Source organism: Streptomyces sp. McG3, assembly GCF_018619185.1.
Taxonomy (GTDB): domain Bacteria; phylum Actinomycetota; class Actinomycetes; order Streptomycetales; family Streptomycetaceae; genus Streptomyces.
The window spans coordinates 1-25319 of the sequence record NZ_JAAXYC010000099.1 but is presented as its reverse complement, the minus strand read 5'-3'; the positions used below and the strand labels follow the sequence as shown (position 1 = coordinate 25319).

Genomic DNA, 25319 nt, shown 5'->3' with positions numbered 1-25319 from the left:
ACACGCCGTACGGCCTCTCCGCCGGCATCTGGTCGGAGAAGGGCTCGCGCATCCTCGCGGTCGCCGAGAAGCTGCGCGCGGGCGTGGTGTGGGCCAACTCGTTCAACAAGTTCGACCCCACGTCGCCCTTCGGCGGCTACAAGGAGTCGGGCCACGGCCGCGAGGGCGGCCGGCACGGTCTGGAGGCGTACCTCGATGTCCGATAAGCCGGAGCCGACGGTGCGGCTCTCCGTGTTCAAGACCTACAAGCTGTACGTCGGGGGGAAGTTCCCCCGCAGCGAGAGCGGCCGGGTGTACGAGGTGACCGACTCCAAGGACCGTCCGCTCGCCAACGCGCCCCAGAGCTCCCGCAAGGACGCCCGGGACGCGGTGGTCGCCGCCCGCAAGGCGTTCGGCGGCTGGTCGGGCGCGACCGCGTACAACCGGGGCCAGGTCCTGTACCGGGTCGCGGAGATGCTGGAGGCCGGGCGGTTCGTGGGGGCCGACGGGGCCGCGGTGCGGGGCGACGAGCCGTACACCGCAGGGCGGTGTCTCTGGTTCCACCGGGACTTCGCGCCGGAGGAACAGGTGCCCTTCACGGTCGGCGTGGTGTACCGGGACGAGCGGCTCGTGGTCGCCGACAAGCCGCATTTCCTGGCGACCATGCCCCGGGGGCGGCACATCACCGAGACCGCGGTGGCCCGGCTGCGGCGGGAGCTGGACCTGCCCGCGTTGCAGCCCGCCCATCGGCTGGACCGGCTGACCGCGGGGCTCGTGCTGTTCGTGGTGCGGCCCGAGGACCGGGGCGCGTACCAGACGCTGTTCCGGGACCGGCTGGTGCGGAAGGAGTACGAGGCGGTGGCCCCGTACGATCCGGAGCTCGTCCTGCCCCGGACCGTGAGGAGCCGGATCGTGAAGGAGCGCGGGGTGCTCGCCGCCCGCGAGGAGCCGGGCGAGGCGAACAGCGAGAGCCGGGTGGAGCTGGTGGAGCACCGGGGCGCTACCGGGCGCTACCGACTGCTGCCGGCCACCGGGCGGACGCATCAGCTGCGGGTCCACATGAACGCGCTGGGGCTGCCGATCGTCCACGATCCGCTGTATCCCGTGGTGGAGGAGGAAGGGGCCGCCGACTTCTCGCGGCCGTTGCAGCTGCTGGCCCGGGTGCTGGAGTTCACCGATCCGGTCGGCGGGGAGCCGCGCCGCTTCGAGAGCGGGCTGCGGCTCTCCGCCTGGCCGGAGGGGTGAGGCGCGCGGCGCTCAGTGGCCGCGCTTGATCCACTCGTCGAGCTGCGGGGCCTCCGCGCCGATGGAGGTGGGGTCTCCGTGGCCGGTGCGGACGGCGGTGTCGCCGGGCAGGGTGAGCAGCCGGTCCCGGATCGAGTCGATGATCGTCGGGAACGACGAGAAGGACCGGCCGGTTGCGCCGGGACCGCCCTGGAAGAGGGTGTCGCCGGTGAAGACCGTGGAGAGGCCGGGGGCGTACAGGCAGACCGCGCCGGGGGCGTGGCCCGGGGTGTGCAGGACCGTGAGCGTGGTGCCCGCGACGGTCAGCTCCTGGCCGTCGGTGAGGGTGCCGTCGGGGGTGCGGTCCGGGTGGGTCTGCTGCCAGAGCGGCAGGTCGTCCGGGTGCAGCAGGATCGGGGCGCCGGTGGCGTCCGCGAGGGCGGGGGCGGCGTCGATGTGGTCGTTGTGCGCGTGGGTGCAGACGATGGCGCGCAGCGCCCGGCCGCCGAGCGCGGCCTCGATGGCGGCGGCGTCGTGGGCGGCGTCGATGACGATCGCCTCGGTGTCGTCGCCGACGATCCAGACGTTGTTGTCGACGTCCCACTCGCCGCCGTCGAGGGCGAAGGTGCCGGAGGTGACGAGGTGGTCGACGCGGGCGGACATCAGAAGACCACCACCGAGCGCAGGACGTCGCCGTCGTGCATCCGGGCGAAGGCCTGCTCGACGTCGCCGAGGCCGATGGTCTCGGTGACGAAGGCGGCGAGGTCGAGACGGCCCTGCTGGTGGAGGTCGACGAGCATCGGGAAGTCGCGGGAGGGCAGGCAGTCGCCGTACCAGGAGGACTTGAGCGAGCCGCCGCGGCCGAAGACGTCCAGGAGCGGCAGTTCGAGCTTCATGTCCGGGGTGGGGACGCCGACGAGGACGACCGTTCCGGCGAGGTCGCGGGCGTAGAAGGCCTGCTGGTAGGTCTCCGGGCGGCCGACCGCCTCGATGACGACGTCCGCGCCGTTGCCGTCGGTGAGGGCGCGGATGGCCTCGACCGGGTCGGTGGAGCGGGAGTTGACGGTGTGGGTGGCGCCCATCTTCTTCGCCGTCTCCAGCTTGCGGTCGTCGATGTCGACCGCGATGATCTTCGCCGCGCCGGCCAGCCGGGACCCGGCGATCGCGGCGTCGCCGACTCCGCCGCAGCCGATGACGGCGACGGAGTCGCCCCGGCCGACCTGGCCGGTGTTGATGGCGGCGCCGATGCCCGCCATGACGCCGCAGCCGAGCAGCCCGGCGACGGCCGGGGAGACCTCGGGGTCGACCTTGGTGCACTGGCCGGAGGCGACGAGGGTCTTCTCGGCGAACGCTCCGATGCCCAGCGCGGGCGACAGCTCCGTGCCGTCCAGCAGGGTCATCTTCTGCTTGGCGTTGTGGGTGTCGAAGCAGTACCAGGGGCGGCCGCGCAGACAGGCGCGGCACTGGCCGCACACGGCACGCCAGTTGAGGACGACGAAGTCGCCGGGCGCGACGTCCGTCGTGCCCTCGCCGACCGACTCCACGACGCCCGCGGCCTCGTGGCCGAGGAGGAAGGGGAACTCGTCGTTGATGCCGCCCTGCTTGTAGTGCAGGTCGGTGTGGCAGACGCCGCACGCCTGGATCTTCACGACCGCCTCGCCGGGGCCGGGGTCCGGGATCAGAATCGTCTCGACCCTGACCGGCTCGTTCTTCCCCGGTGCGATGACTGCTTGCACCTGCTGTGCCATAGCCCTGCTCTCCCTGCTCCCGCGCTTCGCGAAGATCGATCGCGGACCACCGTACGCCTTGGGGGACCCGCTACGGAGCGAGCACGTCCAGTTCGTGCAGGGCGCCGACCGCGATCTCCTTGGTGATCCGTTCGGCGGCCTCCGGGTCGCCCTCGCGGACCGCCTCGGCGAGGCGGACGTGCAGGGTGACGGCGGCCGGGTCGGGGTCCTCGAACATCACCTGGTGGTGGGTGCGGCCCGCGAGGACCTCGGCGACGACGTCCCCGAGCCGGGCGAACATCTCGTTGCCGGAGGCGTTGAGGACGATCCGGTGGAAGGCGATGTCGTGTTCGAGGTAGCCCTCCAGCTGCTGGCCGCGCGAGGTGGCGACCATGCCGAGGGCGCGTTCGGTGAGCTCGGCGCACTGTTCGGCGGTGGCGTGGCGGGCGGCGAGGCCCGCCGCGACCGGTTCGATCGCGGAGCGCAGCACGGTGAGGGAGCGCAGCTGGCGGGGGCGGTCGGCGCCGGCGAGGCGCCAGCGGATGACCTGGGGGTCGTAGACGTTCCAGGTCTCGGTGGGGCGGACCGTCACGCCGACGCGGCGGCGGGATTCGACCAGGTGCATCGACTCCAGGACCCGGACCACTTCGCGGACGACGGTGCGGGACACGTCGAAGCGCTGGGCGAGCTCGTCGGTGCGTAGGACGCTGCCGGGCGGGCACTGGCCGGAGGAGATCTCCAGACCCAGGGTGTCCAGCACATGTGTATGCAGCCCCTGGCTCTGTGTGGTCATGGGTCAAGCCTACGGGGAGACCCTCGGGAACAATAAGTACGACGTTTACGTCACAGACTCTTGAATAAGTCGTACCTAATAGGTTTCAGTAGCGCGACGGACCGATGTCGAAGAAGACAGCGAGGCACCCCCATGAGCACCCCCCACGTCGTCGTGGTGATGGGCGTAGCAGGAACCGGCAAGACCACGATCGGTCCCCTGCTCGCCGCCGAGCTCGGCGTTCCGTACGCCGAGGGCGACGACTTCCATCCCCCGGCGAACATCGCCAAGATGTCGGCCGGCACCCCCCTGGACGACGACGACCGGTGGCCCTGGCTGGACGCCATCGGCGCGTGGGCGCACGGGCGGGCGGGGCTCGGCGGGGTCGTCTCCAGCTCCGCGCTCAAGCGCGTCTACCGGGACCGGTTGCGGGACGGGGCGCCGGACGCCGTCTTCCTGCATCTGACCGGTGACCGGGAGCTGATCGAGGAGCGGATGGCGGACCGCAAGGGCCACTTCATGCCCACCGCGCTGCTCGACTCGCAGTTCGCGACGCTGCAACCGCTCCAGGCCGACGAGGCCGGGGTGAGCGTCGACGTGTCCGGCACTCCTGAGGAAATCACCCGGCGGGCCGTCGCCGCGCTGCGCCGGCTCGATAGTTAAGGACCATCACCGTGACCAGTCTCAGCGTCGAGATGCTGGCAGCGGAAGCCGCCGAACCGATCACCTCGGCAGGCAACGCTCAGTTGGGCATCGCCGTCCTGGCGGGCATCGCCGTCATCGTTCTCCTGATCACCAAGCTCAAGATGCACGCGTTCCTGGCGCTGACCATCGGTTCGCTGGCGCTCGGCTCCTTCGCGGGAGCCGCCCCGGCCGACACGATCCTCAGCTTCACCGCGGGCCTCGGCTCCACCGTCTCGGGCGTGGGCGTCCTGATCGCGCTCGGCGCGATCCTCGGCAAGCTGCTCGCCGACTCGGGCGGGGCCGACCAGGTCGTCGACACCATCCTCGCGAAGGCCAGCGGCCGGGTCATGCCCTGGGCGATGGTCCTGATCGCCTCGATCATCGGTCTGCCGCTGTTCTTCGAGGTCGGGATCGTGCTGATGATCCCGGTCGTGCTGCTCGTCGCCAAGCGCGGCAACTACTCCCTGATGCGGATCGGCATCCCGGCGCTGGCCGGTCTCTCCGTGATGCACGGGCTGATCCCGCCGCACCCCGGCCCGCTGGTCGCGATCGACGCCCTGGACGCCAATCTCGGCGTGACGCTGGCGCTCGGTGTGCTGGTCGCCATCCCGACCGTGATCATCGCCGGTCCGGTGTTCTCCCGCTACGCCGCGCGCTGGGTGGACATCAAGCCGCCGGAGAACATGATCCCGCAGCGCCCCTCCGAGGACCTGGACCGCCGTCCGAGCTTCGGCGCGACCCTGGCGACCATCCTGCTGCCGGTCGTCCTGATGCTGCTGAACGCACTCGTCGAGATCGTCGTCGACAACCCCGAGAACGGTCTCCAGAAGGTCACCGCGGTCATCGGCTCGCCGCTGATCGCCCTGCTCGCGGCCGTCCTCGTCGGGATGTTCACGCTGGGCCGGGCCGCCGGGTTCACCAAGGACCGGCTCGCCGGCACCGTGGAGAAGTCCCTCGCCCCGATCGCCGGAATCCTGCTCATCGTCGGCGCGGGCGGCGGCTTCAAGCAGACGCTGATCGACGCCGGGGTGGGTCAGATGATCCTGGAGTTCTCCGAGAACTGGTCGATCCCGGCCCTGCTGCTCGGCTGGCTGATCGCCGTCGCGATCCGCCTCGCCACCGGCTCGGCCACCGTCGCCACCATTTCGGCCGCCGGTCTGGTCGCCCCGCTGGCCGCCGACATGTCGACCTCGCACGCGGCCCTGCTGGTGCTGGCCGTCGGCGCCGGTTCGCTCTTCTTCAGCCATGTCAACGACGCCGGGTTCTGGCTGGTGAAGGAGTACTTCGGCATGGACGTCGGCCAGACCCTGAAGACCTGGTCGGTGATGGAGACGATCATCTCCGTGGTCGCCATGGCCTTCATCCTGCTGCTGTCGCTGTTGCTGTAGAGCCTCCCGTACGGCCATGACGGACGCCCGCCCCGGTACGCCACCGGGGCGGGCGTTCGCGTACGGGAGTCGTCAGCGGCGGGCGGACGCGCTCTCGGCCGCCTTCTCCAGCTGGAACGCCTCGTTGCCGAGGCCGATCCGGGCGTGCACCTCGGGTTTGACCGAGCGCAGCACCGCGCCGTACACGAGGCCTCCGGCGAGCGCGAGGATGATCACGCCCGGCAGCAGCCAGTCGAGGGCCGAGCCGGGGCCGGAGCCGACGAGGACGCCGAAGTCGCGGACGGTGAAGACGGCGATCGTCAGCAGGGCGAGTCCGGCCAGGCCGGAGGCGACCAGGCGCGGGGCCTGTGCGCGGCCCGCTCCGCGCTTGACGAAGAAGGCGATGACGGCGAAGGAGGCGGCGGCCATCAGCAGGATGACGCCGAGCGCGCCGACGTTGCCCATCCAGGTGAACAGCCGCAGGACGGGGGCGGTGGGGTCCCCGACCGGGTTGTCGTCGGTGAGGGCGAAGGCCAGCACGATCACGACGGAGACGACGGTCTGGAGCAGCGAGCCGGTGCCCGGGGCGCCGCTCGCCCGGTTGGTGCGGCCGAAGCGGGCGGGCAGCAGCCCCTCGCGGCCCATGGCGAACGCGTAGCGGGCGACGACGTTGTGGAAGCTGAGGAGCGCGGCGAACATCCCGGTGACGAAGAGGACGTGCAGCACGTCGGTGAAGGTGGAGCCGAGCCGCTCCTCGGTGAGGCCGAACAGCATGCCGGGGCCCTCCTTGAGGGAGGTGTCGGCGATGGAGCCGGGTCCGGCGGCGACGGTGAGGGCCCAGGAGCTGATCGCCAGGAACAGCGCGGCGTAGCCCACCGCGAGGAACATCACCCGGGACACCACGACCTGCGGGCGGCTGGTCTCCTCCGCGTACACCGGGGCCTGCTCGAAGCCGACGAACGCGGCGATGCAGAAGCAGAGCGCGGTGCCGAGGCCGACGCCGGTGAGGGTCTCGGGGTTGAACGCGTGCAGTGACAGGCCCTCGGGGCCGGGCTTGCTCACGGCGGCGATGTCGAAGATCACGACGAGGGCGCACTCGATGACCAGCAGGACGCCGAGCACCTTGGCGTTGAGGTCGATCTTCAGCCAGCCGAGGACGCCGACGACGGCCGCCGCGGCCAGGGCCGGTATCCACCAGGCCAGTTCGATGTCGAGATACGTGGCGAAGATGCCGGAGACCTCGAAGCCGAGGATCCCGTAGATGCCTACCTGCATCGCGCTGTACGCCACCAACGCCACCAACGAGGCTCCGGCTCCGGCCGTCGGGCCGAGCCCGCGGGCGATGTACGCGTAGAACGCGCCGGCGTTGTGGACGTGCCGGCTCATCTCCGCGTAGCCGACGCTGAACAGCATCAGGACGACGCCGAGGATGAGGTAGAGCAGCGGCTGGCCGACGATGCCCATCACGCCGAAGACCGTGGGCATCACTCCGGCGACCACCATCAGGGGGGCGCTGGCCGCGATCACCGACAGCAGGAGTCCGGGGGTGCCGAGCCGGTTCGCCCGCAGGGCTCGTTCCTCGCCCTTGTAGGTGTTGATCCCGCCGGTATCGGCCGTCCCCCTCGTGCTGCCGGTCTCGCTGGAAATTGAACTGCCCCTCGACATGGCGGGATGGGTCCCTTCTTCGTGGTGGGGTGGTGCCTCTCGTGGATCACGGGGTGCCGAGCGCGTAAGTGCGCGCGGCGGCGAACGCGGCGTGGGGCTCCCGTCCGGAGTACGACCAGGGCGCGGCGGTGGCGTACGGGCCGATGCGGTGGAACAGGGCGGCCGCCTCGGCGGGCCGGCCCTCGCAGACCTTGGCGTGGGCCAGGAAGTTCAGGTCGAGGCGGTGACGCGGATGGTCCTCGCGCTCCCATTCCAGCCACCAGTCGAAGGCGGCCTTCATCACCTGGCGGGCCCGGCGTCCGGACCAGTGCCCGGAGAGCGCCGGGTCGCCGGGCTCGATGCCCGCGGCGACCAGGACGCGGTACCGCTCGGCATGGGCGATGACCGGGAGAACGGACAACGGGGAGTCCGCGGGGGCCAGTTCGGCGGCCCAGGCGGCGAAGTCGTACACCTCGTGGAGGGGGTCGTGCCCGCTGGCGGGGTTGCTCTCGGCCAGCAGAGCGGTCATCACGTGGTGGGCGTGATGGTGGTCGGGATGGCGGGAGCGCACCTCCTCGAAGAGCCGGCCGGTCCCGTCCGCCCCGTCGTCGCGGCCCCGGTCCAGGAGGAGCAGCGCGAGCCAGGGTGTGGGGTCGTCGGGGAGGAGGCGGGCGGCGGCCAGGCAGGCTTCCCGGGCGCGGGCGGCGTCGTTCGCCTTGGCCTTGGGCCGCAGCGCGCGGGCGACCCGGGCGCAGCCGAGGAGGGTGGCGGCGTCGGCGCTCTCGGGTTCGACGAGCAGCCAGTCACCGGCCCAGTCCACGGCGGACGGGGTCTCGGCGAGGGCCAGCAGGCGATGCCCGCGGCGGTCCCAGTCCCGCCCGGTGCCCACCAGCAGGGTGCGGGCCTCGGACCATCTGCCCTGAACGAACTGGCCGCGTGCGGCGATGAGTTCATCGTCGTCGAGGGCCAGGTCGAAGACGTGGTCCGAGCGGCTGCCCCGACGGCGGGAGCGGCCCAGGGGCGGCGGAGGCGGGGGCATGCCGCAGGCTTCTTTCGATGCGGTGTGCGAGCGGATGATCGCGCACAGCAAACCGGTAGGCCATGCCCCCCGTCAAGGGGCGCTTGATGTCAACTCTGTGCACTTTTCGGCTACTTGGCTGGATTACCTCCCGTCGGGCGGGATGTTCGCACAGCGTGCGGCGGGGTCGGGGGGCGCGGAGTGGCGCCTGACACACTGAGGACATGGAACCTCGCGAACCCCTCAGCCCTTTCCTTCTCGCCTTTCCCGGGCCGTTGCGCGACCAGTTGGTGGCGGCGGTCCTCTCCGGCGAAAAGGTTTCCACCTCCGGGCTGTTGGCCGAGTACGAACGGGAGCAGGAGGAGCTGCCCCCGGTGGGCGAACGGTCCGCGCTGATCGACTCGGAAGGGCAGGAGGTGGCGGTGCTGGAGCTGATCGACGTACGGGTGCTGCCGCTCGGGGAGGTGGATCTCCAGCATGCGCTCGACGAGGGCGAGGGCTACCGGTCGGTGGCCGAGTGGCGGGCGGGGCACGAGCGGTTCTGGCACGGCGAGGAGATGCGGGAGGCGCTGGGGGATCCGGGGTTCACGGTGAACGACGGGACGCTGATCGTCGCGGAGCGGTTTCGGGTGGTCGAGCGGCTGGGGTGATTTCGGGGCTCCGCCCCGGACGCCGCTCCTCAATCGCCGGAGGGGCCGAAAACGCAGGCCCCGTCCTCGATGGCCGGGAGGGGCGCGGCCCCGGTCGGGGGCGTTACGCCGTCGCCTCCGCCGCCGCCCTGCCCGCCGCCCTGCCGGAGAAGATGCAACCGCCCAGGAACGTGCCCTCCAGGGAGCGGTAGCCGTGGACTCCGCCGCCGCCGAAGCCCGCCGCCTCGCCCGCCGCGTACAGGCCGGGCAGCGGGGTGCCCTCCGCGGTCAGGACGCGGGAGGACAGGTCCGTTTCCAGGCCGCCCAGGGACTTGCGGGTGAGGATGTTGAGGCGGACGGCGATCAGCGGGCCCGCCGCCGGGTCCAGGACGCGGTGCGGTTTCGCGGTGCGGATGAGGCGGTCTCCCAGGTAGGCGCGGGCCCCGTGGACCGCGGTGACCTGGAGGTCCTTGGTGAAGGGGTTGGCGATCTCGCGGTCGCGGGCGGTGATCTCGCGGCGCAGGCCCTCCTCGTCGATGAGGTGGTCGCCGGTGACCGCGTTCATGCCCCGGACCAGCGCTCCGAGCTCCTTCTCCACGACGAAGTCCACACCGCGGTCCATGAACGCCTTGACCGGTGCGGGCACGTCCGCGCGGGCCCTGCCGATCACGTCGCGGACCGACTTGCCGGTCAGGTCCGGGTTCTGCTCGGAGCCGGAGAGCGCGAACTCCTTGCCGATGATGCGCTGGTTGAGCACGAACCAGGTGTAGCCGTGGCCGGAGCCCATGATGTGTTCGAGGGTGCCGAGCGTGTCGAAGCCGGGGAAGAGCGGGACCGGCAGGCGCTTGCCGCGCGCGTCCAGCCAGAGGGATGAGGGGCCGGGCAGGATCCGGATGCCGTGCTGGGCCCAGATCGGGTTCCAGTTCTCGATGCCCTCGGTGTAGTGCCACATCCGGTCGCGGTTGATGTGGTGCGCGCCCGCCTTCTCGGCGATGCCGAGCATCAGTCCGTCGACGTGCGCGGGCACCCCGGACAGCATCTTCTCGGGCGGGGTGCCCAGGCGCTCGGGCCACTGGGCGCGGACCAGGTCGTGGTTGCCGCCGATGCCGCCGGAGGTGACGATCACCGCCTGCGCCCTCAGCTCGAAGGGGGCCGTGGCCTCCCGGCTGCTCGCGGTGCCGCGCTCGGCGGCGCTGGGCTCCAGGATCTCGCCGGTGACCGTGTCGAGCGCCCCGGCGGTGCGGGCGAGGCCGGTGACGCGGTGGCGGAACCTCAGCTGGACGAGCCCCTTGGCGACGCCCTCGCGCACCCGCCGTTCGAAGGGGGCGACGACGCCGGGGCCGGTGCCCCAGGTGATGTGGAAGCGGGGTACGGAGTTGCCGTGGCCCATCGCGTCGTAGCCGCCGCGTTCCGCCCAGCCGACGACCGGGAAGATGCGCAGCCCCTGCTGGTGCAGCCAGGAGCGCTTCTCGCCGGCGGCGAAGTCGACGTACGCCTCGGCCCACTTCCGCGGCCAGCGGTCCTCGGCCTCCCGGTCGAAGCCCGCCGTGCCGTACCAGTCCTGGAGGGCCAGCTCCCGGCTGTCCTTGATCCGCAGCCGGCGCTGTTCGGGCGAGTCCACGAGGAAGAGGCCGCCGAAGGACCAGTGCGCCTGGCCGCCGATGGACTGCTCGGGCTCCTGGTCGAGGAGGATCACGGAACGGCCGGCGTCGACCAGTTCGGCGGTGGCCACGAGCCCGGCGAGTCCTGCCCCGATCACGATCACATCAGCGTCGTACGCCATGGGTTCCATCCTGTCGGGGTGGCTCGGGGCGGGCGGGGAAGGCCGGCCCACCGGGCCGGCGAAACGTTCAAGTTACCCGTGCGTCAGATCTTGGATACCCGCCGGGGCCACGTCAACCGTCCGGGTGCTGTTGGATGAGACGTATGACGCCCTCTGACGAGATCCTGGACATCGTCGACGAGAACGACGAGGTCATCGGGCAGGCCCCGCGCGGTGAGGCGACCGCGCGGAGGCTGCGGCACCGCTGTGTGTTCATCGAGGCGCGCGACGCCGACGGGCGGGTGTTCGTCCATCGGCGTACGCCCACGAAGCTGGTCTTCCCCTCGCACTACGACATGTTCGTCGGCGGGGTGGTGGGGGCGGGCGAGTCGTACGACGAGGCGGCGCTGCGCGAGGCGGAGGAGGAGCTGGGGGTCTCGGGGCTGCCGCAGCCCGAACCGCTGTTCCGGTTCCTCTACGACGGTGAGCACACCTGGTGGTCCGCCGTGTACCGGGTGCGGTGCGAGCTGCCGGTCTCCCCGCAGGTGGAGGAGGTCGCCTGGCACGCGTTCCTGGACGACGCGGAGCTGGAGCGTCGGCTCGACGTGTGGCCCTGGGTGCCCGACGGGGTGGAGGCGTACCGGCGGCTGCGGGAGCTCCGGGCGGCCTGACCGGGCCCGGACGCCGCCGGATGCCCCCGAGCGGATCCGAGCAGGGCTGACCGGGGCTGACCGGGGCTGACCGGGGCTGACCGGGGCTGACCGGGCCCGATCGGTGAGCAGCCTCTAGGGTTCCAGGTGTGAACAAGATCGTGCAGAGCGTACGGCTGTGGTTCGCACCGCAGCGGATCCGGGACGAGGGGGACACCCCCGACTACCGGTTCTCGCTGGCCAACGAGCGGACCTTCCTCGCCTGGATCCGGACGGCGCTGGCCTTGATCGGCGGGGGTTTCGCCGTCGACCAGTTCCTGCCGGAGCTGGTGTGGGGCGTGCGGGCCGGGCTCGCGCTCGGGCTGCTCGCGGCCGGGGTGCTCTGCGCGCTGCGGGCGGTCAACCACTGGGTGCGGTGCGAGCGGGCGATGCGGCGGGGCGAGGACCTGCCGGTGTCCCGGTTCCCGACCCTGCTGAGTCTGGTGGTGGCCGTCGTCGCCGTGGCGATGGTGGTGGTGGTCCTCTTCGGCTGGGAGGGCGTGTGACGGCGACGGCGGAACGGGATCCCGGGCTGCAACCCGAGCGGACACGGCTGGCCTGGCGGCGTACGACGCTGTCCGCCACGGTCGTCGGACTGCTCGCGGTGCGGCAGGCGCTGCACGGTGGGGCGACCCCGGCCGCCCTGATCGCGGTGGCGCTGAGCGCGGCGGCCTGGCTGGGTTTCCTGGTGGTGGCCCACCGCCGGATGGTGCGGATGGAGGCGGCGCGGCCGGAGCCGCTCGCCCCGCGCGGAGCGCTGGCGGCGACGCTGTGCACGGTCGCGCTGGCGGTGTTCGCGGCGGCGATGCTGTTCTGAGCGCGCCCTCTCCCGCGGAAGTCCTCAGCCGTCCCAGTCCACCGTCACCACGATCTTGCCGCGGGTCCGCCCCTCCTGGTTGAGCCGGTACGCGTCGGCGGCCTGCTCCAGCGGGAACACCCGGTCCACATGGACGGTGACGATGCCCTGTTCGGCCAGTTCCGCGAGCTGGGCGAGGTCGTGGGCGTCGGGGCGCACGAAGGCGTAGCGGCCGCCGTAGGAGAAGACCTCGCCGTCCGCGATGGAGGCGAGCCGGCCGCCCGGGGCGAGGGTGTCGGCACAGGCCCGCAGCGCGTCGCCGCCCACCGTGTCGAAGGAGGCGTCGAAGCCGTCCGGGACCAGCGCGCGGAGCCGGTCGACGAGGCCCTCGCCGTACTCCACGGGCTCCGCGCCGAGGCTGCGGAGGTGCTCGTGGTTGCGGGGGCTCGCGGTGCCGATCACCCGGCAGCCGGCGTGCCGGGCGAGCTGGACGGCGAGCGATCCGACGCCGCCGGCCGCCGCCTGGACCAGGACGGTGTCGCCGTCGCGGATCCTCAGGGTGCGGTGCAGCACCTGGTAGGCGGTCAGCCCGGCCAGCGGCAGGCCCGCGGCCTCCTCGAAGCTCAGGCTCAGGGGCTTGCGAGCGAGGGTGCGCACGGGGGCGGCCACGTACTCGGCGAACGTACCGCGCGAGAGGAAGTCCTCGCGCACGTAGCCGATGACCTCGTCGCCGACCGCGAACTCGTCGACGGCGACGCCCGGTTGCACGACGACCCCGGAGACGTCCCAGCCGGGGATCACCGGGAACACGGCTTCGAGGCCGCTTTGGAGGTAGCCCTCGCGGGCCTTCCAGTCGACCGGGTTGACGGCGGCTGCCCGCACCTTCACCAGGACCGTGTCGGGGCCGACCTTGGGGTCGGGCCGCTCGCCGTACTCCATGACGTCGGCGGAGCCGTACGCGCTGTAGCTGATCGCCTTCATCCCTCGACCTTCCGTGCAGGCCGGGGCCGCCGCAACTCAGGGGGTACGGCCGGGGCCCGCCCCTCTCACCAGCGCGGGACCGCCGGCGTCGTCCACCCCGGGTCGGCGGCGCGCATCGCCGCCGCGTCGTCGCGCTCCCGGTGGGTCTCGTCCGCCAGCCAGCGCCGGTGCAGCGCGGACAGGCGCTCGCGGTCCAGCTCGACGCCGAGGCCGGGAGTGTCGGAGACGGTGAGCCGGCCCCCGGTGAAGGTGTGGCGCTCGGTGATGACGTCCTCGGTCTGCCAGGGGTAGTGGCTGTCGCAGGCGTAGGCGAGGTCCGGCACCGTGGCGGCGACGTGGGTCATCGCGGCGAGGCTGATGCCGAGGTGGGTGTTGGAGTGCATGGAGAGTCCGACGCCGAACGTGCGGCAGATGCCCGCCAGTTCCCGGGTGCGGTGCAGTCCGCCCCAGTAGTGGTGGTCGCTCAGGACGATCTGGACGGCGTCGCGGGCGAAGGCCTCGGGGACCTCGGCGAGGGTGGTGACGCACATGTTGGTGGCGAGCGGGACGTCGGTTCCGGCCGAGACGGCGGCCATGCCGGCCGTGCCGCTGGTGGGGTCCTCCAGGTATTCGAGGACGCCCTTCAGCCGCTCGGCGACGTACAGCGAGGTGGGGACGGACCAGGCGCCGTTCGGGTCCAGGCGCAGCGGGCGGCCCGGGAACGCCTCGGCCAGGGCGTGGATCGCGGCGATCTCCCGGTCGGGCTCGAAGACGCCGCCCTTGAGCTTGAAGGAGCCGAAGCCGTAGGTGTCGGCGAAGCGCCTGGCCTGGGCGACGACGCCCGCCGGGTCGAGCGCCGCGCCCCAGTCGTCACTCTCGCCGGGACCGGGGTGGGCGGCCCAGCGGTAGAAGAGGTAGGCGCTGTACTCGACGGTGTCCCGGACCTTGCCCCCGAGCAGCGCGTGCACGGGCAGGCCCCGGGCCTTGCCCAGCGCGTCCAGGCAGCCGACCTCGAAGGCGGAGACGACCGAGAGCCGGATCTTCTCCGCGTTCCTGACACCGCGCAGCCCCCCGGCGTCGACCCGGTCGTCGGCGGCGCGCGACGCACCGCACACCTCCTCGGCCAGGGCGAACAGCCCGTTCAGGTCGGTGACCGCCCGGCCGGGGAGCGCCTCGGCGAGGAAGCGCGCGGGCTCCAGGTAGGCGCCGTCACCGTAGGTCTCCCCCACGCCCGTCGTTCCGCCACGGGTGACGACCTCCACGATCAGGCGCGGGGTGTACGGCTGGTGGACGCCCTGCGTGTTCAGCAGGGGCGGATCGGACACGAGGATCGGGGTGAGGCGGACCTCTTCGATCACCAGATCATCTGTATGCATACGTGAACTCTATTCAGGGATGCGTTTCACCGCCAGGGCCGGACCGGCTTCCGCGCCACCGGATCACGGGAGGGCACTGGACGACATACCGACTGGTCGGCATCATGGTTCCCGATCGTCCCGTCGCCTCGTTCCGTCGCCCGGAGGTACGCACCATGAGCTCAGTCCCCCCACCAGGTCTCGACCCGGAGCTGCTGCGCGGCCATCTCGACCGCGAGCGGCCGGGGCTGGTGAGCGGACCCCTCGAAGCGCGGCTGATCGAGGGCGGTCGCTCGAACCTGACCTACGTCGTCGGCGACGGGACGGGGCAGTGGGTGGTGCGCAGACCTCCGCTCGGCCATGTGCTGGCCACCGCGCACGACATGACGCGCGAGCACCGGGTGATCAGCGGCCTGCACCCCACCGCCGTCCCGGTGCCGGAGCCGCTGCTGCTCTGCGAGGACGACAGCGTGATCGGCGCCCCGTTCTACGTGATGGAGTACGTCGAGGGCACCCCGTACCGCACCGCCGAGCAGCTCGCCCCGCTGGGACCCGAGCGCACCCGGGCGGCGGTCCTCGGGCTCGTCGACACCCTGGTCGACCTGCACGCCGTGGACCCCGAGGCGGTCGGGCTCGGGGACTTCGGGCGTCCCGAGGGCTTCCTGGACCGGCAGTTGCGGCGCTGGGGCAAGCAGTTGGACGCCTCCCGCAACCGCGACCTGGCGGGCATCGACGAGCTGCACGCCTCCCTCGGCCGAGGGCTGCCCCCCTCCCCCGCGCCCACCGTCGTACACGGCGACTACCGCCTGGACAACGTGCTGCTCGGCTCCGACGACCGGATCAGGGCCGTCCTCGACTGGGAGATGTCCACGCTCGGCGATCCGCTGACCGACCTCGGGCTGCTGGTGATGTACAGCTCGGACCTCGACCTGCCGGAGTCTCCCGTCTCCACCACCAGCGGCGCGGCCGGGCATCCGTCCCCCGCCGAGCTGATCGAGCGCTACGCGGCCCGCTCGGGCCGGGACACCTCCGCCATCTCCTGGTACACCGCGTTCGCGTGGTTCAAGCTCGCCGTGATCCTGGAGGGCATCCACTACCGCTACACCCTCGGCCAGACCGTCGGCGCGGGCTTCGACCGGATCGGCGATCTGGTCCCCGTCTTCATCGAGCACGGCCTCACCACCCTCCAGGAAGGCTGAACCCCATGGACTTCGCATTCGACGCCCGTACCGAGGAGCTGCGGAGCAGGCTGCTCGCGTTCATGGACGAGCACGTGTATCCGGCCGAGGAGGTCGCGGAGGAGCAGCGGGCCCTGCTCGCCTCCCCGTGGGACACCCCGGCGGTGGTGGGTGAGCTGAAGGCCGAGGCGCGGCGGCAGGGGCTGTGGAACCTCTTCCTGCCCGACGCGGAGTACGGGGCCGGGCTGACGAACCTCCAGTACGCCCCGCTGGCGGAGATCACCGGACGCTCCCCGCATCTCGCGCCGACCGCGCTGAACTGCGCGGCCCCGGACACCGGGAACATGGAGGTGCTCTTCCAGTTCGCCACCGACGAGCAGAAGAAGCAGTGGCTGGAGCCGCTGCTGGCCGGGGAGATCCGCTCCGCGTTCGCGATGACGGAGCCGGACGTGGCGTCCTCGGACGCGACGAACATCGAGACCCGGATCGCGCGGGACGGCGATGACTACGTCGTCAACGGGCGGAAGTGGTACATCTCCGGGGCGATGAACCCGGACTGCGCGGTCTTCATCGTGATGGGCAAGACCGACCCGGACGGCGCGGACATCCGCCGCCAGCAGTCGATGATCCTGGTGCCGCGCGACACCCCGGGCCTCGAAGTGCGGCGCGCGATGCGGGTGTACGGGTACGAGGACCACTCGCACGGCGGTCACGCCGAGGTGGTCTTCCACGACGTACGGGTGCCCGCGGCGAACCTGATCGGTGAGGAGGGCGGCGGCTTCGCCATCGCGCAGGCACGGCTGGGGCCGGGGCGGATCCACCACTGCATGCGGCTCATCGGGATGGCGGAGCGGGCCATCGAGCTGATGTGCCGACGGGCGGTGGCGCGTACGGCGTTCGGCAAGCCGCTCGCCCAGCAGGGCGTCGTGCAGAACTGGATCGCGGACGCCCGGGTCACGGTGGAGCAGTTGCGGCTGCTGGTGCTGAAGACGGCCTGGCTGATGGACACCGTGGGCAACAAGGGCGCGCACACCGAGATCCAGGCCATCAAGATCGCCACCCCGCGCGCGGTGGTGGACATCCTGGACTCGGCGGTGCAGCTGTACGGCGCGGGCGGGGTGAGCCAGGACTTCCCGCTGGCGGAGCTGTGGGCCTCGGCGCGGACGCTGCGGCTGGCGGACGGGCCGGACGAGGTGCACCAGCGGTCGCTGGCCCGGCGGGAGATCAAGCGGTACGTGTGACGGACAGCGGCGCGGCCCCTCCCGAGGTGCTCGTCGGGAGGGGCCGCGCCCGTACACGTACGGCAGGAATCAGAAGGTGAGCTTCCAGCTGTCGATGTAGCCGGTGTCCTGACGGGCGACGTCCTGGACGCGGAGCTTCCAGGAGCCGTTGGCCACCTCGGCGGCGGCGTTGACCGTGTACGTCGTGATGACGTTGTCGGCCGAGTCGCCGCTGCTGGAGTTCTTCAGCCGGTACGCGGTGCCGTCCGGGGCGAGCAGGTCCACGACGAGGTCGCCGCGGTAGGTGTGCTTGATGTCGACGCCGACCTGGAGGGCGGCCGGGGCGTTGCCCGTCCGTCCGGTGACGGCGACCGAAGAGGTCACCGCCGCTCCGGCGTCCGGGATGGCGACATCGGTGGCGTTGCTGAACACGCCCTCGCCGGTGGGCGGTTCGCCGGTGCCGGAGGACAGGGTCCAGATGGCGTGGGCGGCGGCGTCGCTGTTGCGGTCCAGGGCGGTGTCGTTGATGTTGCTCGTGGTGTCGCAGGACGAGTGGTAGCAGCGGTCGAAGGCCTGCCCCGCGGTCCCGCCCCACTTCTGCGCCTGGGCGGCGGACTTGGTGTAGCCGGCGCCGGTGAAGAGTCCGCCGACGGGGACGCCGACGTTCTTGAACGGGGCGTGGTCGGAGCGGCCGTCGCCCTCGGTCTCGATCTCGGTCGGGACCGACAGGCCCGCGAAGTAGTCCTTGAAGGTCTTCTCGATGACCGGGTCGTCGTCGTAGACGAAGTAGCCGGGGTTGGGCGAGCCGATCATGTCGAAGTTGAGATAGCCGGCGAGCTTGGAACGCTCGGCCGACGGCAGGTTGTTGACGTAGTACTTCGAGCCGATCAGGCCCAGCTCCTCGGCGCCCCACCAGGCGAACCGCAGGTGCTTGTCGGGCTGGTACTGGGCGCGGGAGACGGCGAGGGCGGTCTCCAGGACGCCGGCCGAGCCGGAGCCGTTGTCGTTGATCCCGGCGCCGGAGGAGACCGAGTCGAGGTGGGCCCCGGCCATCAGGACCTTGTTCGGGTCGCCGCCGGGCCAGTCGGCTATCAGGTTGTAGCCGGTGGCTCCGTTGGAGGTGAACTGCTGGAGCGTGGTGGTGTATCCGGCGGCGTCGAGCTTGGCCTTCACGTAGTCGACGGACGCCTTGTAGCCGGGGCGGCCGTGGGCGCGGTTGCCGCCGTTGTTCGCGGCGATCGTCGAGAGCTGCGTGAGGTGGGCCTTGACGTTGGCCAGGGGGATGTCGGGCGCCGCGACGGCTGCCGCCGCCGGCGCCGGCGCGCCGGCGGCCTGGGCGGCCGGTGCTCCGGCTCCGAGGACGGCGGCGAGGGCGACGGCCAGCGCGGCCGCCGGGGATCTGCGCAGGGTGAAACGGTTCGGTCTCATTCACGGGCTCCGGATTCCGTTGGGGACTGACGGAACGTGCGGGGGGTCCCCGGCCGCGTGGCGATCCGGCCGGGTCCTGGAGCGTGGGCCCGGACAAGCGGCCCAGAGGTGCGCAATGCGTGACCGATGCTCAAGGAAATGACAGTGCTCCGTCAAGAGCGGAAACCGGACATAGCCGTTCTATTAACGAACAGTGGTTCGCCCGTGAACCCCGGCGCCTCATCGGGAGGCAGGACATACGTCATACATCCAGACTCACCCCGACCGGCGGAGCGGGCCAGTGGATGGCACGATCCGCCGGCCGGCCCCGCCCCCCTCTACGGGCGCAGGGCCCGCAGCAGCAGGTCCGCGAGGTGGTCGGCGACCTCCTGGCGGCTCAGCGGGCCGTCCGGTCGGTACCAGGTGGAGAGGTGGTGGACCGAGCCGAAGTGGTAGTCGACGACCAGGTCGGCGGGGGTGGCCGAGGAGAACACGCCGCCGCGCTGGCCCTCCTCGATCAGGGCCCGGAAGCGCTCGTGGTAGCGGCGGCGCTCGACGCGCACCTGCTTGTTCTTCTCGGGGCTCAGGTGGTGCATGGAGCGGAAGAAGATCGCCGCGTCGTCCAGGTTGTCGATGGTCGTGACGACCACGTCGGCCGCCGCGTCGCGCAGCCGCTGCTCGATGGGCGCCTCGGCGTCCGCGAAGGCGTCCAGCCGCTCCTGCTGGAGCCGCAGCACCCGGGCGTAGACCTCCTGGAGCAGATCCTCCTTGGAGCCGAAGTAGTGGTAGAGCGCCCCCTTGGTGACGCCCGCCGCCTCGACGATCTCCTGGACCGAGGTGCGGTCGTACCCGCGCTCGGCGAAGAGGCGGGTGGCGGCGGCCAGCAGCCTCTGAGGGACGGGAGTGCCGTTCTGATCCGTCGCCTTGGCCATGAGCCGCCACCTTCCTTTCGTACCGTGCGTGCGCTGTTTCGACGCAGTTCTAACGAGGGGAACGCAGTTCCCGCCTGAGGATCTTCCCACTCGCCGTCTTCGGCAGCTCGGCCAGGATCTCCACCTCGCGCGGATACTTGTAGGCGGCGAGCCTTTCCTCGCAGTAGGCGCTCAGTTCGCCGGGGTCCACCGAGGCCCCCGGACGCAGGCTCACGTACGCCCGGACCGTCTCCCCCCGGTACGCGTCGGGCACGCCCACGACGGCCGCCTCGCGCACCGACGGGTGGGTGTAGAGGACATCCTCCACCTCGCGCGGCCACACCTTGAACCCGGAGGCGTTGATCATGTCCTTCTTGCGGTCGACGACGTACAGCCAGCCCGCGGCGTCCATGAAGCCGATGTCGCCGGTGCGCAGCTCGCCGTCCGGGAAGGCGGCGGCCGTGGCCTCGGGGAGGTTCCAGTAGCCGGAGACGACCTGGGGGCCGCGCACCGCGATCTCGCCCTGCTCCCCGAAGGGGACCTCCCGGCCCGTCTCGTCCAGGATCCGCACGAAGGTGTCGGGGCCCGGCACACCGACGGAGAGGGTGCCCGAGACCGGGTCCACCGGGGCCTCGTGCTCGGGCGGGACCGAGGCACAGGGGGCGGTGCACTCGGTGAGCCCGTAGCCGTTGCGGATGTACGGGCCGAAGCCCGCGCGGAACTTCTCCACGAGCGCGGGCGGCAGGGGCGCGCCGCCGGAGGAGATCACCCGGAACGAGGCGAAGTGGTCCCCGGTGGCGTCCGGATGCGCGGCCAGCGCCATGAAGGCGGTGGACGGGCCGACGGTGTAGGCGGGGCGGTGGGCGGTGAAGGCCTCCAGGACGACGCCCGCCTCGAAGCGGTAGGCCAGGACGAGGGTGCCCGCGTTGGCGACGCAGGCGGCGAGCTGGCAGACCATGCCGGTGATGTGGAAGAGCGGGGCGAGCGCGAAGTAGGCGGAGCCCTCGGGGATCGGGTGGCCGGTGCGCTGGCGTTCGGCGTTGACCATGATGTTGCCGTGGGAGTTCTTGGCACCCTTGGGAGTGCCGCTGGTCCCGGAGGTGTAGCTGATCAGCGCCGTGTCGGCGGCGGTGAGCTCCCGGCCGGCCGGGGGCGGGTTCCCGGCGCGGGCGGCGGTCAGCAGGTCGTCGGCGAGGTCGTCGGGGCCGGGGGCGGGAAGCCGTTCGAAGCCGAGGACGCGGGGGTCGTTCACGGTCTGGAGGTCCAGCTCGCAGGCGGTGAGCGCGACGGTGAGAGCCGGGGCCGCCGCCGCGGTGTCCCGCAGATACGTCTCCCACGCCCGGTCCGAGCAGATCAGCGCGGTGACCCCGGCGTCCGCGAGGACGTGGCCGACCTCGCCGGACTTGTACATCGGGTTGAGGGGGACGACGGTCGCGCCCGCCTTCCAGGCGCCGAGCAGCGCGAGGACGAAGTGCGGGCTGTTCTGGAGCATGATCGCGACCCGGTCGCCGCGGCGCAGCCCCCGGGCGGCGAGGTGTCCGGCCACCGAGTCGGACAGCTCGTCGGTCTCGCGGTAGCTCAGGCGGCCGTCGAAGTAGGCCAGGGCCGGGTGCCCGGGTGCGCGTCCGACCGCGGCGCGGAAGGCGTGCAGCACGGTCGCGGGCGGGGTGACGGGGGCACGCTGGGCGTCGCTGAGCAGGGCGAGCCACGGCTGGGCCGCGTAGATCGAGCCACCGGACCCGGGTGTGGCGGAAGCCGGGCGGCCGAAGGAGCCGGGGGTCGGGTCGTTCATGCGCCGCTCGCCTCCCACTTCTGCTGGAGGCGGTTCATCTGGCCCATCCACCGGTCGGGATCGGCGGCGCGGGCCTGGTAGTAGCCGGCCACCTCGGGGTGCGGCAGGACCAGGAAGCGGTCGGCGTCCATCGCCTCGAACAGTGCGTCGGCGACCGCGTCCGGCTCGATGGCGCCGGGAGCGAGGACCAGCTCGCCGGCCGTACCGGCGGCGGTGAGCATGTCGGTGCGCACGCCCTGCGGGCAGATCGCGTGGACCTTGATCCCGCGATGGCGGTAGGTGAGCGAGAGCCACTCGGCGAAGGCGACCGCCCCGTGCTTGGTGACGCTGTACGGGGCCGCGCCGATCATCGTGAGCAGCCCGGCGGCGGAGGCGGTGGTGACGAAACGGCCGCTGCCGCGCTCCAGCCAGTGGGGCAGGAGGGCCTTGGCCGCGCGGACGTGGGCCATCACGTTGACGTCCCAGGCGGCGGCCCAGACCTCCTCGTCGGCGAACGCGTCTCCGGGCGAGGCGAGGCCCGCGTTGGCGCAGTAGACGTCCACCGTGCCGTCCAGGGCCTCCCGGGCGGCGTCCACGACGCCCGAGGCGTCCCCGGCGACGGCGAAGCCGCCGATCTCCTTCGCGAGCGGCTCGATCCGGGCGGGGTCGAGGTCGTTGACGACGACCCGCGCACCCCCGGCGGCGAACCTGCGGGCCAGAGCGGCGCCGATGCCGCCTCCGGCCCCTGTGACCACTACGCCGGCGCCCTGCACCGTACCCATCGTCATCCCGCCCTTCCCATCCGGCTGCACCGGCAGACTAACCGGTCGGTATGTGATCCGGGAAGGGGCGGGAACGGCCCGGCCGGAGCCCGGAGCAGGCACGGGAGGGAGCCGGGAGGAGGCCGGGAGGAGCAAGGCGCCCGGCTCGGGGAATCCGGCGCGGTCCAGGTCGTTCCGTGCGGCCCCGGCCCGCGCTAGCGTGCGTGGCCATGACAGTCGGCGCGATCATGGAGGTAGCGGAATGAGCCTGTCCCGACGTGGTGTGCTGGCCGCGGGAGGCGCCATGGGCGCGCTCGCGGCGACAGCGGCCGGCACCGGTCCCGCCGCGGCGAAGGCCGCCCCCGGACGCGGCTCCGGGCACGGGCGCGGCCGGGTGCTCACCGGTTTCGACCGGCTGGCGGCCGACGGCTACCGGTCGCTGCGGGGCCAGAAGGTCGGGATCGTCACCAACCCGACCGGCATCACGGCCGACGTCCGGCACATCGTCGACGTGATGCACCCGGACGCACGGGTGGACCTGACCGCCGTCTTCGGCCCCGAGCACGGGTTCCGGGGCACCGCGCAGGCGGGCGGCTCCGAGGGCCGCTACGACGACCCAGCGACCGGGCTGCCGGTCTACGACACGTACCTCAAGAGCGGGCAGCCGCTCGCGGACATCTTCACCGCCTCGGGCGTGGACACGGTCCTCTTCGACATCCAGGACGCGGGCGCGCGCTTCTACACGTACATCTGGACGCTGTACGACTGCATGGAGGCGGCGGCGCTCGCGGGCAAGCGCCTCGTCGTGCTGGACCGGCCGAACCCGATGACCGGGCGGGCGGCACTGGGCCCGGTGCTGGACCCGGCGTTCGCCACCTTCGTCGGCCGCCGGGAGATCGCCCAGGCGCACGGGATGACGGTGGCGGAGCTGGCGCTGTTCTTCAACGCGGAGTTCCTGCACGAGAATCCGGTGCGGCTGGACGTGGTGACGATGTCGGGGTGGCGGCGCTCGGACTTCTTCGACGACACCGGACTGCCGTGGGTGCCGCCGAGCCCGAACATGCCGACGCCCGAGACGGCGCTCGTCTACTCCGGCACCTGCCTCTTCGAGGGCACCAACCTCTCCGAGGGCCGCGGCACCACGCGCCCCTTCGAACTCCTGGGAGCCGAGGGCGTCGACCACCGCTGGGCGGCCGCCGCGAACGCCCTGGAGCTGCCGGGCGTGGCCTTCCGCGAGGCGTACTTCGCGCCGACCTTCTCCAAGTTCGCGGGGAAGACGGTGGGCGGGGTGCAGGTGCACGTCCAGGACCGGGAGGCCTTCGACCCGGTCCGCACCGGGATCGCGCTGCTGGTGACGGCGAAACAGACGTGGAGCGGCTTCGCCTGGCGGCCGGACAACTGGATCGACAAGCTCACCGGGAACACCCGCGTCCGCACGATGATCGACGCGGGCGCGGACACCGACACGGTGGTACGCGCCTGGCAGCGGGACCTGTCGGCGTTCCGGGCGAAGCGGCGGAGGTATCTGCGGTACGGAGGGTAGGCCCCCGCGTCCGGTCAGGCGGTGAGGTCGAGGTCGCCGAGGTATTCGCCGTCGTCCGTGAGGCCCCGCTTGCGGTAGCCGAGGCGGAGGTAGAACTCCTCGGGGCCGCCCTCACCGGGCTTCCAGGTCACGGTCGAGACCGTCCCGCCCCTCCGCCGGATCTCCTCGTTCACCGCCCCCACGGCGAACCGCCCGTAGCCCCGGCCCTGCTCGCCGGCGGCGACGGCGAGCCGCCAGAGCCCGGAGCGGGGCGGGGCGTCCGGCACCCCGGCGTCGAAGTCGAACGGCAGGTCGAAGTACGCCATCACGAAACCGACGAGGCGCTCGCCGTCGCAGATCAGCCGGGGCCAGGCCAGGTCGGGCTGGACATAGGCCTCGGCCAGGGACCGCGCGACCGGGGCGACGAACACGCCCTGTTCGGGTGCGACTTCCAGCCGACAGGCGGCGAGCACGTTGTCGGGGGTGACCTTTTCCAGGCGCGGACGAGCTGTTGTCATGGGGGTAACCCAACCGCACGGGACCGTGACACCGCCATCGGCTTTCGCCACCCGCGCGAGGAGTGCGCCCTCGCACCCCCGGTCCGCGCGCCGCTTCGCTCCCGCCCATGGCACCCCTTCCCACATGGGGAGTCTCGGCCAATGGACGGATTTCATCTTTCGATGGAGCCGAAACGGGCAGGCGTACGTCCATTCCTTGACGTCCAAGGACGAGCGACGGAGGTGGCGGTGTCATGGCCGGTTTCCGGAGTCTTGCGAGACAGGTCCGCGATCCGATGGGGGATCTGGCCCTGCGGCGGTATTCGCTGCGCAAGTGTTTGGAGAGGTTCGCCCCGTACGGGCACCGGGCGACCTGGGACCATCTGTGCGCCCGGCACGGGATCGGTCCCGAGGACCGGGCGCCCGATCCGGTGCGCCTGGTGGGCGCGCTGGACGAGCTGGAGGAGGCGCGGGCCGTCTGGCTCGCGTACGAGGCGGGGTTCGCCGAGCGGCGGCGGCGCGAGAAGCACGCGGGGCTGCGGCGGCCCGGCGCGTTCGACGACTGGCACCGCCGCACCTGGGGCGGCCACGGGGTGGCCCGCTGCTCCGACCCGGACATCCATCCCACCGAGCCGCTCGCCGAGGTCCTGCGCCGCCTGATCGCGGCTCTGGGCGCCGGCCCCGGCTCCGCCTGCCCGGTCTGCGCGGACACCGGCATCGAGTGGCGGCAGGAGCGGGGCGAGGCGCCGTGGGCGGGCCCGGTGTGCACGGGCTGCGGGATCGCGGTGCCGCAGCCCGCCCTGACCGACCGCACACTGGCCAGGGCCCGGCTGCCCCGGCACCGGAGGCCGGCCACGGCGGCGGCGTGAGGACACGTGCCCGGCCGGCTGTCCTGCCGCGCGACCGGTCCCCCTGGGCCCCGGATGGGCCGGGGCCAGGAGGACGGGAGGGGGGCCGATGGCGCGGGTGACCTAGGGCCTCTCGTTTGGATCATGCCGGGCTCGCGGGGTCCGGCACGCGCATCTGCCGCGTTGTCGTCGGTCGCCCATGCTCCGCAGTGACGCTCTCCTCCGCCTTGCAGCCGCACGCACCGGACCCCGCTCCCTGATCCGGCCTGATCCAAACGAAAGACCCTAGGGCCGCAGGACGGGTTTGAGGCAGCGGCGGGCGTCCATGGCGTGGAACGCCTTCGGCGCGTCGGCCAGGGAGTAGGCGGCGTCGAACACCTCGCCCGGCCGCAGTGCGCCGTCGAGCACGTCGCCGAGCAGCCCCGGCATCGTGACGCGTACGTTCGCGCCGCCGCCGGCGAGGGTGAGGTTCTTGCCGAACAGCTCCCACAGCGGCAGCGTGACTCCCCAGGGCAGGCCCACGTAACCGATGCGGCCGCCCGGGCGTGCGCAGCCGATGGCCTGCCGGACCGACTCCAGCGACCCCACCGCCTCGATC

General features: G+C 72.1%; 25 protein-coding genes and 1 pseudogene. 12 read left to right on the top strand and 14 right to left on the bottom strand.

Annotated elements, in window-relative coordinates; all coding sequences use genetic code 11:
- Both HET64_RS18075 and HET64_RS18065 read left to right on the top strand, forming a co-directional pair.
- On the top strand, positions 1-206 hold a 206-nt coding region (locus tag HET64_RS18075; protein WP_215106835.1), incomplete at its 5' end, for an aldehyde dehydrogenase family protein.
- A gap of 13 nt (positions 207-219) precedes the next feature.
- Complete coding sequence (locus HET64_RS18065; protein ID WP_308370173.1) at positions 220-1224, top strand: aldehyde dehydrogenase family protein; 1005 nt, start codon at positions 220-222, stop codon at positions 1222-1224.
- Between the two features lie 12 nt (positions 1225-1236).
- On the opposite strand, the gene HET64_RS18060 is transcribed toward HET64_RS18065, so the two are convergent.
- From HET64_RS18060 to HET64_RS18050, 3 genes are all read right to left on the bottom strand, one after another.
- The gene (locus HET64_RS18060) at positions 1237-1866 is read right to left on the bottom strand and encodes an MBL fold metallo-hydrolase (protein ID WP_215106833.1); all 630 of its coding nucleotides are present in this window, start codon (positions 1864-1866) and stop codon (positions 1237-1239) included.
- Complete coding sequence (locus HET64_RS18055) at positions 1866-2951, bottom strand: S-(hydroxymethyl)mycothiol dehydrogenase (RefSeq protein ID WP_215106831.1); 1086 nt, start codon at positions 2949-2951, stop codon at positions 1866-1868. The genes HET64_RS18060 and HET64_RS18055 overlap by 1 nt, the downstream gene beginning before the upstream one ends.
- Positions 2952-3021: 70 nt before the next feature.
- Positions 3022-3723, bottom strand: coding sequence for a FadR/GntR family transcriptional regulator (locus HET64_RS18050; protein ID WP_012381557.1), 702 nt, complete (start codon positions 3721-3723; stop codon positions 3022-3024).
- 132 nt (positions 3724-3855) lie between these two features.
- Between HET64_RS18050 and HET64_RS18045 the strand changes: the two genes are divergently transcribed.
- Both HET64_RS18045 and HET64_RS18040 read left to right on the top strand, forming a co-directional pair.
- Positions 3856-4365, top strand: a complete 510-nt coding sequence (locus tag HET64_RS18045) for a gluconokinase (RefSeq protein WP_215106829.1) — start codon at positions 3856-3858, stop codon at positions 4363-4365.
- Between the two features lie 11 nt (positions 4366-4376).
- Complete coding sequence (locus HET64_RS18040) at positions 4377-5774, top strand: GntP family permease (RefSeq protein WP_215106827.1); 1398 nt, start codon at positions 4377-4379, stop codon at positions 5772-5774.
- 72 nt (positions 5775-5846) lie between these two features.
- On the opposite strand, the gene HET64_RS18035 is transcribed toward HET64_RS18040, so the two are convergent.
- The gene (locus HET64_RS18035) at positions 5847-7418 is read right to left on the bottom strand and encodes an APC family permease (RefSeq protein ID WP_215106825.1); all 1572 of its coding nucleotides are present in this window, start codon (positions 7416-7418) and stop codon (positions 5847-5849) included.
- A 46-nt stretch (positions 7419-7464) separates the two neighbouring features.
- Complete coding sequence (locus tag HET64_RS18030) at positions 7465-8436, bottom strand: hypothetical protein (protein ID WP_215106823.1); 972 nt, start codon at positions 8434-8436, stop codon at positions 7465-7467.
- A 203-nt stretch (positions 8437-8639) separates the two neighbouring features.
- Here HET64_RS18030 and HET64_RS18025 point away from each other — a divergent pair, with 203 nt between their 5' ends.
- Complete coding sequence (locus HET64_RS18025; RefSeq protein ID WP_215106821.1) at positions 8640-9065, top strand: ASCH domain-containing protein; 426 nt, start codon at positions 8640-8642, stop codon at positions 9063-9065.
- 103 nt (positions 9066-9168) lie between these two features.
- Here HET64_RS18025 and HET64_RS18020 read toward each other — a convergent pair whose 3' ends face one another.
- Complete coding sequence (locus HET64_RS18020) at positions 9169-10827, bottom strand: FAD-binding dehydrogenase (RefSeq protein ID WP_215106819.1); 1659 nt, start codon at positions 10825-10827, stop codon at positions 9169-9171.
- A 143-nt stretch (positions 10828-10970) separates the two neighbouring features.
- On the opposite strand from HET64_RS18020, the gene HET64_RS18015 reads away from it, so the two are divergent.
- The 3 genes from HET64_RS18015 (at position 10971) to HET64_RS18005 (ending at position 12312) form a co-directional block, all read left to right on the top strand.
- Positions 10971-11477 (top strand): NUDIX domain-containing protein, encoded by a 507-nt coding sequence (locus HET64_RS18015; RefSeq protein WP_215106818.1) that lies wholly within the window; start codon positions 10971-10973, stop codon positions 11475-11477.
- 128 nt (positions 11478-11605) lie between these two features.
- Positions 11606-12001, top strand: a complete 396-nt coding sequence (locus HET64_RS18010; RefSeq protein WP_215106810.1) for a YidH family protein — start codon at positions 11606-11608, stop codon at positions 11999-12001.
- Complete coding sequence (locus HET64_RS18005) at positions 11998-12312, top strand: DUF202 domain-containing protein (RefSeq protein ID WP_215106808.1); 315 nt, start codon at positions 11998-12000, stop codon at positions 12310-12312. Before HET64_RS18010 ends, HET64_RS18005 begins: the two co-directional genes overlap by 4 nt.
- 24 nt (positions 12313-12336) lie before the next feature.
- Here HET64_RS18005 and HET64_RS18000 read toward each other — a convergent pair whose 3' ends face one another.
- Positions 12337-13272 carry an NADP-dependent oxidoreductase gene (locus tag HET64_RS18000; RefSeq protein ID WP_215106806.1) on the bottom strand — a complete coding sequence of 312 codons (936 nt, stop codon included), beginning with the start codon at positions 13270-13272 and terminating at the stop codon, positions 12337-12339.
- 65 nt (positions 13273-13337) lie between these two features.
- Entirely contained in the window at positions 13338-14627 is a 1290-nt protein-coding gene (locus HET64_RS17995) for an enolase C-terminal domain-like protein (protein WP_215106805.1), read from the bottom strand.
- Positions 14628-14782: 155 nt separating this feature from the next.
- Between HET64_RS17995 and HET64_RS17990 the strand changes: the two genes are divergently transcribed.
- Both HET64_RS17990 and HET64_RS17985 read left to right on the top strand, forming a co-directional pair.
- Positions 14783-15805, top strand: a complete 1023-nt coding sequence (locus HET64_RS17990) for a phosphotransferase family protein (protein WP_215106803.1) — start codon at positions 14783-14785, stop codon at positions 15803-15805.
- 5 nt (positions 15806-15810) lie between these two features.
- The gene (locus HET64_RS17985; RefSeq protein ID WP_215106801.1) at positions 15811-17025 is read left to right on the top strand and encodes an acyl-CoA dehydrogenase family protein; all 1215 of its coding nucleotides are present in this window, start codon (positions 15811-15813) and stop codon (positions 17023-17025) included.
- 69 nt (positions 17026-17094) lie between these two features.
- Here HET64_RS17985 and HET64_RS17980 read toward each other — a convergent pair whose 3' ends face one another.
- From HET64_RS17980 to HET64_RS17965, 4 genes are all read right to left on the bottom strand, one after another.
- Positions 17095-18432 carry a M28 family metallopeptidase gene (locus tag HET64_RS17980; protein ID WP_215106799.1) on the bottom strand — a complete coding sequence of 446 codons (1338 nt, stop codon included), beginning with the start codon at positions 18430-18432 and terminating at the stop codon, positions 17095-17097.
- 317 nt (positions 18433-18749) lie between these two features.
- Complete coding sequence (locus tag HET64_RS17975) at positions 18750-19343, bottom strand: TetR/AcrR family transcriptional regulator (protein WP_215106797.1); 594 nt, start codon at positions 19341-19343, stop codon at positions 18750-18752.
- Positions 19344-19392: 49 nt separating this feature from the next.
- Positions 19393-21114, bottom strand: a complete 1722-nt coding sequence (locus tag HET64_RS17970) for a class I adenylate-forming enzyme family protein (RefSeq protein WP_215106795.1) — start codon at positions 21112-21114, stop codon at positions 19393-19395.
- The gene (locus HET64_RS17965; RefSeq protein ID WP_215106793.1) at positions 21111-21881 is read right to left on the bottom strand and encodes an SDR family oxidoreductase; all 771 of its coding nucleotides are present in this window, start codon (positions 21879-21881) and stop codon (positions 21111-21113) included. Before HET64_RS17965 ends, HET64_RS17970 begins: the two co-directional genes overlap by 4 nt.
- Before the next feature lie 235 nt (positions 21882-22116).
- Between HET64_RS17965 and HET64_RS17960 the strand changes: the two genes are divergently transcribed.
- Positions 22117-23397 carry an exo-beta-N-acetylmuramidase NamZ domain-containing protein gene (locus HET64_RS17960; protein ID WP_215106791.1) on the top strand — a complete coding sequence of 427 codons (1281 nt, stop codon included), beginning with the start codon at positions 22117-22119 and terminating at the stop codon, positions 23395-23397.
- Positions 23398-23411: 14 nt separating this feature from the next.
- Here HET64_RS17960 and HET64_RS17955 read toward each other — a convergent pair whose 3' ends face one another.
- The gene (locus HET64_RS17955; protein WP_215106789.1) at positions 23412-23894 is read right to left on the bottom strand and encodes a GNAT family N-acetyltransferase; all 483 of its coding nucleotides are present in this window, start codon (positions 23892-23894) and stop codon (positions 23412-23414) included.
- A 233-nt stretch (positions 23895-24127) separates the two neighbouring features.
- Here HET64_RS17955 and HET64_RS17950 point away from each other — a divergent pair, with 233 nt between their 5' ends.
- On the top strand, positions 24128-24742 hold the full coding sequence (locus HET64_RS17950) for a hypothetical protein (RefSeq protein ID WP_215106787.1): 615 nt from the start codon (positions 24128-24130) through the stop codon (positions 24740-24742).
- A gap of 264 nt (positions 24743-25006) precedes the next feature.
- Here HET64_RS17950 and HET64_RS17945 read toward each other — a convergent pair.
- A pseudogene (locus tag HET64_RS17945) lies at positions 25007-25319 on the bottom strand (IMP dehydrogenase); the annotation flags it as partial.

Coding starts and splice junctions, on each gene's coding strand:
- HET64_RS18020 (WP_215106819.1), bottom strand. CDS start 10,827: ATGGCGTACGACGCTGATGTGATCGTGATCGGGGCAGGACTCGCCGGG.
- HET64_RS18030 (WP_215106823.1), bottom strand. CDS start 8,436: ATGCCCCCGCCTCCGCCGCCCCTGGGCCGCTCCCGCCGTCGGGGCAGC.
- HET64_RS17950 (WP_215106787.1), top strand. CDS start 24,128: ATGGCCGGTTTCCGGAGTCTTGCGAGACAGGTCCGCGATCCGATGGGG.
- HET64_RS18035 (WP_215106825.1), bottom strand. CDS start 7,418: ATGTCGAGGGGCAGTTCAATTTCCAGCGAGACCGGCAGCACGAGGGGG.
- HET64_RS17980 (WP_215106799.1), bottom strand. CDS start 18,432: ATGAGACCGAACCGTTTCACCCTGCGCAGATCCCCGGCGGCCGCGCTG.
- HET64_RS17990 (WP_215106803.1), top strand. CDS start 14,783: ATGAGCTCAGTCCCCCCACCAGGTCTCGACCCGGAGCTGCTGCGCGGC.
- HET64_RS18025 (WP_215106821.1), top strand. CDS start 8,640: ATGGAACCTCGCGAACCCCTCAGCCCTTTCCTTCTCGCCTTTCCCGGG.
- HET64_RS17955 (WP_215106789.1), bottom strand. CDS start 23,894: ATGACAACAGCTCGTCCGCGCCTGGAAAAGGTCACCCCCGACAACGTG.
- HET64_RS17965 (WP_215106793.1), bottom strand. CDS start 21,881: ATGACGATGGGTACGGTGCAGGGCGCCGGCGTAGTGGTCACAGGGGCC.
- HET64_RS17995 (WP_215106805.1), bottom strand. CDS start 14,627: ATGCATACAGATGATCTGGTGATCGAAGAGGTCCGCCTCACCCCGATC.
- HET64_RS17970 (WP_215106795.1), bottom strand. CDS start 21,114: ATGAACGACCCGACCCCCGGCTCCTTCGGCCGCCCGGCTTCCGCCACA.
- HET64_RS18015 (WP_215106818.1), top strand. CDS start 10,971: ATGACGCCCTCTGACGAGATCCTGGACATCGTCGACGAGAACGACGAG.
- HET64_RS18000 (WP_215106806.1), bottom strand. CDS start 13,272: ATGAAGGCGATCAGCTACAGCGCGTACGGCTCCGCCGACGTCATGGAG.
- HET64_RS17975 (WP_215106797.1), bottom strand. CDS start 19,343: ATGGCCAAGGCGACGGATCAGAACGGCACTCCCGTCCCTCAGAGGCTG.
- HET64_RS18060 (WP_215106833.1), bottom strand. CDS start 1,866: ATGTCCGCCCGCGTCGACCACCTCGTCACCTCCGGCACCTTCGCCCTC.
- HET64_RS17960 (WP_215106791.1), top strand. CDS start 22,117: ATGAGCCTGTCCCGACGTGGTGTGCTGGCCGCGGGAGGCGCCATGGGC.
- HET64_RS18055 (WP_215106831.1), bottom strand. CDS start 2,951: ATGGCACAGCAGGTGCAAGCAGTCATCGCACCGGGGAAGAACGAGCCG.
- HET64_RS18050 (WP_012381557.1), bottom strand. CDS start 3,723: ATGACCACACAGAGCCAGGGGCTGCATACACATGTGCTGGACACCCTG.
- HET64_RS18045 (WP_215106829.1), top strand. CDS start 3,856: ATGAGCACCCCCCACGTCGTCGTGGTGATGGGCGTAGCAGGAACCGGC.
- HET64_RS17985 (WP_215106801.1), top strand. CDS start 15,811: ATGGACTTCGCATTCGACGCCCGTACCGAGGAGCTGCGGAGCAGGCTG.